Annotated in this window: 10 protein-coding genes and 2 tRNA genes; 10 read left to right on the plus strand and 2 right to left on the minus strand. The window is 70.6% G+C overall.

Annotated elements, in window-relative coordinates; all coding sequences use genetic code 11:
* The 10 genes from soxA to QZV97_RS19895 form a co-directional block, all read left to right on the plus strand.
* The coding region (soxA, locus tag QZV97_RS19850) for a sulfur oxidation c-type cytochrome SoxA (RefSeq protein WP_295646909.1) at positions 1-638 on the plus strand (638 nt) is incomplete at its 5' end.
* 11 nt (positions 639-649) lie between these two features.
* Positions 650-1,285, plus strand: a complete 636-nt coding sequence (soxX, locus tag QZV97_RS19855; protein WP_295646911.1) for a sulfur oxidation c-type cytochrome SoxX — start codon at positions 650-652, stop codon at positions 1,283-1,285.
* Positions 1,282-3,009: a thiosulfohydrolase SoxB gene (gene soxB / locus QZV97_RS19860; RefSeq protein WP_295646914.1), complete on the plus strand. Its 1,728-nt coding sequence runs from the start codon at positions 1,282-1,284 to the stop codon at positions 3,007-3,009. Before soxX ends, soxB begins: the two co-directional genes overlap by 4 nt.
* Positions 3,010-3,046: 37 nt before the next feature.
* Positions 3,047-3,472 carry a DsrE family protein gene (locus QZV97_RS19865; protein ID WP_295646917.1) on the plus strand — a complete coding sequence of 142 codons (426 nt, stop codon included), beginning with the start codon at positions 3,047-3,049 and terminating at the stop codon, positions 3,470-3,472.
* Positions 3,453-3,965 carry a heme-binding protein gene (locus tag QZV97_RS19870; RefSeq protein ID WP_295646920.1) on the plus strand — a complete coding sequence of 171 codons (513 nt, stop codon included), beginning with the start codon at positions 3,453-3,455 and terminating at the stop codon, positions 3,963-3,965. The genes QZV97_RS19865 and QZV97_RS19870 overlap by 20 nt, the downstream gene beginning before the upstream one ends.
* A 108-nt stretch (positions 3,966-4,073) precedes the next feature.
* Entirely contained in the window at positions 4,074-4,937 is an 864-nt protein-coding gene (locus QZV97_RS19875; RefSeq protein ID WP_295646935.1) for an MBL fold metallo-hydrolase, read from the plus strand.
* Positions 4,938-4,966: 29 nt separating this feature from the next.
* Entirely contained in the window at positions 4,967-5,293 is a 327-nt protein-coding gene (locus QZV97_RS19880) for a hypothetical protein (protein WP_295646923.1), read from the plus strand.
* A gap of 49 nt (positions 5,294-5,342) precedes the next feature.
* A complete protein-coding gene (locus tag QZV97_RS19885; RefSeq protein WP_295646926.1) occupies positions 5,343-5,699 on the plus strand; it encodes a metalloregulator ArsR/SmtB family transcription factor in 357 nt (118 codons plus the stop codon).
* A gap of 23 nt (positions 5,700-5,722) precedes the next feature.
* Entirely contained in the window at positions 5,723-6,682 is a 960-nt protein-coding gene (locus QZV97_RS19890) for a diacylglycerol kinase family protein (RefSeq protein ID WP_295646929.1), read from the plus strand.
* Positions 6,679-7,533, plus strand: coding sequence for a metallophosphoesterase (locus QZV97_RS19895; protein WP_295646932.1), 855 nt, complete (start codon positions 6,679-6,681; stop codon positions 7,531-7,533). The genes QZV97_RS19890 and QZV97_RS19895 overlap by 4 nt, the downstream gene beginning before the upstream one ends.
* Before the next feature lie 22 nt (positions 7,534-7,555).
* On the opposite strand, the gene QZV97_RS19900 is transcribed toward QZV97_RS19895, so the two are convergent.
* Positions 7,556-7,632: transfer RNA gene (locus QZV97_RS19900), tRNA-Asp, on the minus strand.
* A 56-nt stretch (positions 7,633-7,688) separates the two neighbouring features.
* Positions 7,689-7,764 (minus strand) — tRNA-Glu (locus QZV97_RS19905).
* Positions 7,765-7,865: the final 101 nt, after the last annotated feature.

Below are 7,865 nucleotides of genomic sequence, written 5' to 3' on the forward strand. Positions count from 1 at the left end.
AGAAGCGCGGGCCGAAGAACGCCTCGCTCGAGCGGTGCGATCTGGGCAAGGGGCCTGGCGTCGTCAAGGGCGCGTGGGTCGAGATGCCGCGCTGGTTCGGCGACACGCAGCGGGTGCAGGACCTGGAGTCGCGGCTGCTGACGTGCATGTCGACGCTGCAGGGGCTGGACGCCGCCGAGATCGCGAAGACGCCCTTCGGCCGCGGCGAGCAGGCCAACATGGAGGCGCTGGCCGCCTACGTGTCGGCTGCGTCGCGCGGCATGAAGATGAACCTGCCGCAGTCGCACGTCGAAGAGAAGGTCATGTACGAGGTCGGCAAGCGCGCGTTCTTCTACCGCGGCGGGCCGATGGACTTCTCGTGCGCGTCCTGCCACGACGGCCCCGGCAAGCGGGTGCGCCTGCAGGACCTGCCCGACCTGACGAAGAACCCGGGCGACGGCATCGGCTTCGCGGCCTGGCCGGCCTATCGCGTCTCGAGCGGCGAGCTGTGGAGCATGCAGCGGCGGCTCAACGACTGCTACCGGCAGCAGCGCTTTCCCTTCCCCGGCTACGCCTCCGACGTGACGATCGCGCTCGGTGTGTACATGGGCGTCAACGCCAAGGGCGCCGAGTCGATCGCGCCTTCCATCAAGCGCTGAGGGATATCGCGATGAACCACCGCACTTCGCTCGTGGCCGCCGGTCTGGCACTGCTGGCCGCCGGCTGCGCCGGCCTGCCGTCGTCGCAGGAGCTCGACGCCCGCGCGCTCGCCGTCATCAAGGGCTCGTTCCGCGACCAGGGCATCGCCAAGGTCGACCGCCTGAACCAGGACCTGGGCCAGCAGGCCTGCTCGTCCGACAAGCCACCCGGCGCGGAGGTCGCCACGCGCATCCAGGACGCCGCACTGGCCAGCATCAAGTGGCCGGCCGGCGGACAGTACCTCGGCGACTGGAAGGAAGGCGAGAAGCTGGCCCAGAACGGTCGCGGCAGCACCTGGACCGACGCGGCCGGCAGCGCCAACGGCGGCAGCTGCTACAACTGCCATCAGGTCGGCAAGGCCGAGCTGTCCTTCGGCACCATCGGCCCCAGCCTCTACAACTACGGCAAGCTGCGCGGCGTGTCGGACCCGACCAGCACCGCCAGTGCACCCATCGTCCAGTACACCTGGGCCAAGCTGTGGAACAGCAAGGCCTACGCGGCCTGCTCCAACATGCCGCGCTTCGGTCACGCCGGCCTGCTGACCGAGGACCAGATCCGCCACGTGATGGCGCTGCTGCTGGATCCGAAGTCGCCGGTGAACCAGTGACGCTCGGCAAGCGCGAATTCCTGCAGGTGCTGGGCGCGGCCGCGACGGCCGGCCTGGCGCTGGGCCGCCACGCCGAGGCCGACGCGGCCACGGCGGCCGCCGGGCTCTACGACCTGCCGCCCTTCGGCAACGTCTCGCTGCTGCACATGACGGACTGCCATGCGCAGTTGCTGCCGGTGCGCTTTCGCGAGCCGAGCGTGAACCTGGGCGTCGGCGCGATGAGCGGCAAGCTGCCGCACCTGGTCGGCGAGCGACTGCTGAAGGCTGCCGGGCTGCGACCCGGCACGGCGCTGGCGCATGCCTACACCTACCTCGACTTCGAGAAGGCCGCGCGCCGCTACGGCAGAGTCGGCGGCTTCGCGCACCTGGCCACGCTGGTCAAGCGCCTGAAGGCCAGCCGCCCGGGCGCGCTGCTGCTGGACGGCGGCGACACCTGGCAGGGATCGGCCACTTCGCTGTGGACGAAGGGCCAGGACATGGTCGACGCCTGCAAGCTGCTGGGCGTGGACGTGATGACCGGGCACTGGGAGTTCACCTACGGCCAGGAGCGCGTGCAGCAGGTCGTCGACCAGGACTTCAAGGGCCGCATCGACTTCGTCGCGCAGAACGTCAGGACCGCCGACTTCGGCGACCCGGTGTTCAAGGCTTATGCACTGCGCGAGGTGGGCGGCGTGAAGCTCGCGATCATCGGCCAGGCCTTCCCCTACACGCCGATCGCCAACCCGCGCTACCTGGTCGCCGACTGGAGCTTCGGCATCCAGGACGAGCAGATGCAGAAGACCGTCGACGCAGCGCGGGCCGAAGGCGCGCAGCTCGTGGTCGTGCTGTCGCACAACGGCATGGATGTCGACCTCAAGATGGCCAGCCGCGTGCGCGGCATCGACGCCATCCTGGGCGGCCACACGCACGACGGCGTGCCGGTGCCCGTGGTCGTCGACAACGCCGGCGGCAAGACGCTGGTGACCAACGCCGGCTCGAACACCAAGTTCCTGGGCGTGCTGGATCTGGACGTGAAGAACGGCAGGCTGGCCGACTACCGCTACAAGCTGCTGCCGGTGTTCGCCGACCAGCTGCCGGCCGACGCCGAGATGCAGGCGCTGATCGACAGGATCCGCGCGCCCTACAAGGACCGGCTGGCCGAGAAGCTGGCCGTCACCGACGGGCTGCTCTACCGCCGCGGCAACTTCAACGGCGCCTGGGACCAGCTGCTGTGCGACGCGCTGATGGAGGCGCAGGGCGCGGAGATCGCGTTCTCGCCGGGCTTCCGCTGGGGCACCAGCCTGCTGCCCGGCGACGCCATCACGCGCGAACTGATGATGGACCAGGTCGCGACGACCTATTCGTACGCCACCGTCACCGAGATGAGCGGCGAGACGATCAAGACCATCCTCGAGGACGTGGCCGACAACCTCTTCAACCCCGACCCCTACTACCAGCAGGGCGGCGACATGGTGCGCGTCGGCGGGCTGCGCTATGCGATCGAGCCGACGGCATCGATGGGCCGGCGCATCCAGGACCTGCGTCTCGGCGGCAAGCCGATCGACGCCGGCAAGCGCTACAAGGTCGCCGGCTGGGCGCCGGTGGCACAGGAGGCCAGCACCGCCGGCCACCCGATGGTGTGGGACGTGGTCGAATCCTGGCTCCGCGCCAAGGGTCGCGTCACGCCGCGCCGGCCGAACGTGCCGCGGCTGATCGGCATGGCCGGCAACCCCGGCGTCGCCTGAGTGGCGTCGGACCCGATCGCATCCCGAGGAGACCGTCATGAAGCCCCGCCAGTGGATCGCCGCCGCCCTGCTCGCCCTGACCGCCGCCGTGACCGCGCCGGCCGCATGGGCCCAGGACAAGGTGGCCTATCACGTCAACGATGCCAGGACCCAGGCGCTGGCGACGCTGCGCAACATCCGCAACCACCTCGACACCGACCCGACCGCGCAGATCTGGGTGGTGACGCACGCGAACGGCGTCGATTTCCTGATGGAGGGCGCCAAGGATCCGAACGGCGGCGACTACGCGGCCATCGTGTCGGCGCTGGCCAGCCGCGGCGTCAAGTTCGAGATCTGCGAGATCACGCTGAAGAACCGCAACCTGAAGAAGGAGCAGTTCATCCAGGAGGCCGAGTTCACGCCCTCGGGCGTGGTGCGGCTGACGAAGATGCAGCTGCAGGGCTATGCGTACATCAAGCCTTGATCGCCTGGGCGTGCTGGCGGCGCTGGTCGCGCTGGCGCTGCCGGTGCAGGCCCAGCCGGCCGCGGGCACGTTCTCGACCCGGTCGCTGACGCCCGAGACGGCACTGGCCGCCGCGCGCGCCGCGCTCGAGCATTGCCGCAAGGCCGGCTACCAGGTCGGCGTCGCGGTCGTCGACCGCGCCGGCCTGCCGCAGGTCTTCCTGCGCGACCGTTTCGCCGGCGCGCACACGGTGCAGATCGCGGTCGACAAGGCCTGGACCGCGGCGAGCTTCCGTCTCTCGACGACGACGCTGGCGGCCGAGACCCAGGCCGGCAAGACCATGAGCGGCCTGCGCGGCCAGCCGCGGGTGGTGGCCGCCGGCGGCGGGCTGGTGATCGAGTCGGCCGGCTCGGTGGTCGGTGCGATCGCGGTGTCCGGCGCGCCGGGCGGCGACGCCGACGATGCCTGCGCGAAAGCCGGCATCGCCACGATCGCCGACGCGCTGGAGTTCTAGCCGCGCGGAGCGCCGATGCGCTGCCTCGCCAGACCGGCCCTCGCGGCGACGGTCGTCGCGCTGACGCTCGCGACGGCACGGGCCCAGCCCGTCGCGGCGACGGTCGACATGCCGGTCGAGCCGGTCGCACCGCACAGCTACTTCGTGCAGGGGCAGGCGGCGCTCGGCTCGGCGGCGAACCAGAACTTCATATCGAACGCGGGCTTCGTCGTGACCGCGGACTCGGTCGTCGTGATCGACGCGCTGGGCTCGCCGGCCCTGGCCACCTTGCTGCTGCAGCGCATCGCGCGCATCACGCCCAAGCCGGTGAGCCACGTGCTGGTGACCCACTACCACGCCGATCACATCTACGGCCTGCAGGTCTTCAGGGCCGCGGGCGCGAGCATCGTCGCGCAGCGCCGGGCGCAGGACTACCTGCAGTCCGACACGGCGCTGCGGCGGCTCGAGGCCAGTCGCCAGGACCTGTTCCCGTGGATCGACGAGGCGACGCGGCTGGTCCCGGCCGACCGCTGGCTGGACGGCGACACCGACCTGCGCATCGGCGGCGTCGAGTTCCAGCTGCGTGCGGTGGGGCCGTCGCACACGCCGGAGGACATGGTCGTCCACGTGCCGCAGGAGCGCGTGCTGTTCGCCGGCGATCTGGTGTTCCGCGGCCGCATCCCCTTCGTCGGCCAGGCCGACAGCCGTCGCTGGATCGCCGCGCTGGACCGGCTGCTGGCCTTCGACGCGCGCGTGATGCTGCCGGGCCACGGGCCACCGTCCCGGCAGCCCGCCGACGACATCCGCCTGACGCGCGACTACCTCGCGCACCTGCGCACGACGATGGGCGAGGCGGCCCGCAACCTGGAGCCCTTCGACGAGGCCTACCGCAGGGCCGACTGGTCGCGCTACGAGACGCTGCCGCTCTTCGGGCCGGCCAACCGGATGAACGCCTACAACACCTACCTGCTGATGGAGCAGGAGCGCGACTAGGATGTCGCTTCACCATCGAGGAGAAGACGATGCGCATGCCGTGGTTGCCGGCCCTGGGCCTGATGCTGCTGACCGGCGCCGGCACGGCCGCCGCGCAGGGCGTCGCGATCTTCAAGGACGCCGATCTGGCGCTGGGCAGCAGGCTGATGCAGGAGCACAAGTGCACCGCCTGCCATGTCGCCAAGGTCGGTGGCGACGGCTCGGCCATCTACCGGCCCGCCGGACGCATCAGCACGCCGGGGCTGCTGCGCGGCATGGTGGAGCACTGCAACACCGAGATGAACCTCGGTCTCTTTCCCGACGAGGTGACGGCGATCGCCGCGGTGCTGCAGCGCGACCACTACCGCTTCAAGTGAAAGCCTCAGCCGCTACCATCGAGGCCAGCGAAGCACGCAGGAGCGCAGGGTGAGCCAGGACGAATCGGAGCAGGTCTTCAGCAGCGCAGCCGAGCTGTTCGCGCTGCTGTCCACGCCGATCCGCCTGCGCCTGATCAGCGCGCTGTGCAACGGCGAGAAGAACGTGTCGCAGCTGCTGTCCGAGATCGACGCGACGCAGCCCAACATGTCGCAGCACCTCGCCACGCTGTACCGCGCCGGCATCCTGGGCAAGCGCCGCGACGGCACGCAGATCTTCTACCGGCTGCAGAGCCAGCGCGCCGCCACGCTGTGCCGCGCGGTCTGCACCCAGATCGCCACCGAGATCGACGGCGACGCCGACATCCCGGCGGCCGAGCGGCTGCTGCCCTCGCTGCGCCAGGGCTGAGGCGCTCCGCACGCCGCCGCCCCGTGACGCCGCCGTCCTCGTCGCCGCTGTTCATCGTCTTCAACCTCGGCTCCGGCCACGGCGACGCGGCCGAGACACGAGCCCTCATCGAGGCGCGTTGCGCCGAGGCAGGCCGCACGCTGCACCTGCTGATGGTGGAGGACCCGCGTCGCATCGCCGAGATCGCGGCCGACGCGGTCCGCCGCGCGCGCGCCGACGAGGGCATCGTCGTGGCGGCCGGGGGCGACGGCACGATCAACGCCGTGGCGCAGGCCACGCTGGGCAGCGGCTGCCGCTTCGGCGTGCTGCCGCAGGGCACCTTCAACTACTTCAGCCGCGCCACCGGCATTCCCGCCGACACGCATGAAGCGATGCAGTTGCTGCTGTCGGGCCGGGTGCGACCGGCGCAGGTCGGACTGGTCAACGAGCGCGTGTTCCTTGTCAACGCCAGCCTGGGCCTCTACCCGAAGCTGCTGGAGGACCGCGAAGCGCTGAAGCGCCAGTGGGGGCGCAGCCGGCTGGTCGCGTTCTGGGCCGGCCTGATGACCGTGCTGCGAGCTCATCGCAACCTGCGCGTCGAGATGGAGGTTCACGGCCGCGCGACCGAGGTGCGCACGCCGACGCTCTTCGTCGCCAACAACGCGCTGCAGCTCGAGCAGCTGGGACTGCCGGAGGCCAGCGCGATCGAGGCCGGCCAGCTGGCCGCGATCACCGTGCGCCCGGCGGGTCGGCTGGCCTGGCTCGGCCTGCTGCTGCGCGGTGCGCTCGGTCGCCTGGGCGAAGCCGAACAGGTGACGAGCATCGGCTTCCGGCGGCTGACGGTGCGCTCGGCGCGTCCCTTTCGCCGGCGTCGCGTCAAGGTGGCGACCGACGGCGAGATCGTGTGGCTGCGCCTGCCGCTCGAGTTCGCGGTGTCGCCCGTCAGCCTGGACCTGATCGGCCCGGCCGATTCCGAGGCGACGTCCGACGGCCCCGCGACATGACGGTCCTGCTGCAGGTCTCGGATCCTCACTTCGGGACCGAAGACGCGTCGGTGGTCGTCGCCCTGGAGCGCCTGACCACCGAGCTGCGACCCGACGTGCTGCTGCTGTCGGGCGACATTACGCAGCGGGCCACGCGCGCGCAGTTCGCCGCCGCGCGGGCCTTCGTCGATCGGCTCGGCGTTCCGGCGTGCGTGGCGATCCCGGGCAATCACGACATCCCGCTGTTCGACGTGGTGGCGCGCAGCCTGAGGCCGTACGCGCGCTACGCCGCGGCCTTCGGCGACGACCTCGAGCCCCGCTTCGAGAACGGCGACGCGCTCGTGCTCGGCGTCAACACCACGCGCTGGTACCGCCACCAGGACGGTGCGGTCTCGGCGGCCCAGATCGAGCGCGTGGCGACGCAGCTGTCGTCGGCGACACGCACGCAATGGCGCATCGTCGTCGTGCACCAGCCGCTGGCCGTGACGCTGACCAAGGATCTGAAGAACCTCGCGCGGGGGCATGAAGCGGCGCTGCGGCGCTGGCGCGAGGCAGGTGCCGATCTCGTCGTCGGCGGCCACATCCATCTGCCCTACGTGCTGCAGCTGCCGGGGCCTGCGCAGACGAATGGCAAGGCCGAGCCGCGGACTCTGTGGGTGGCGCAGGCAGGCACGGCGATCAGCCGTCGCGTGCGACCGGAGGCGGGCAACTCGGTCAACGTGATCCGCGTCGAGGCCACGCCGCGCCGCGCGGTGATCGAGCGCTGGGATCACGACGCAGCCGCGCGGCGCTTCGCGCGCGTCGGGTCGCACGCGCTGGCATCGGCGATCGCACCCACCGACGCCGCAAAAGACGAAGGGGTTGGCTCGTGAAAGCCAACCCCTTGCTTTTTTCTGGCGGAGTGGACGGGGCTCGAACCCGCGACCCCCGGCGTGACAGGCCGGTATTCTAACCAACTGAACTACCACTCCCCGTGGCCGGCGGCTTCTGCGTCGACATGCGTCGCTGCACAAGTGCCTCCGAAACTTGGCGTCCCCTAGGGGATTCGAACCCCTGTAATCACCGTGAAAGGGTGGTGTCCTAGGCCTCTAGACGAAGGGGACTGAACCTTCTGCCTCTCTCGAACAGCGCCACCGCAGCCTGAGCTTTTGGTGGAGGTAAGCGGGATCGAACCGCTGACCTCTTGCATGCCATGCAAGCGCTC

This window comes from uncultured Methylibium sp. (assembly GCF_902826655.1).
In the GTDB taxonomy this organism is placed as follows: Bacteria; Pseudomonadota; Gammaproteobacteria; order Burkholderiales; family Burkholderiaceae_C; genus Methylibium.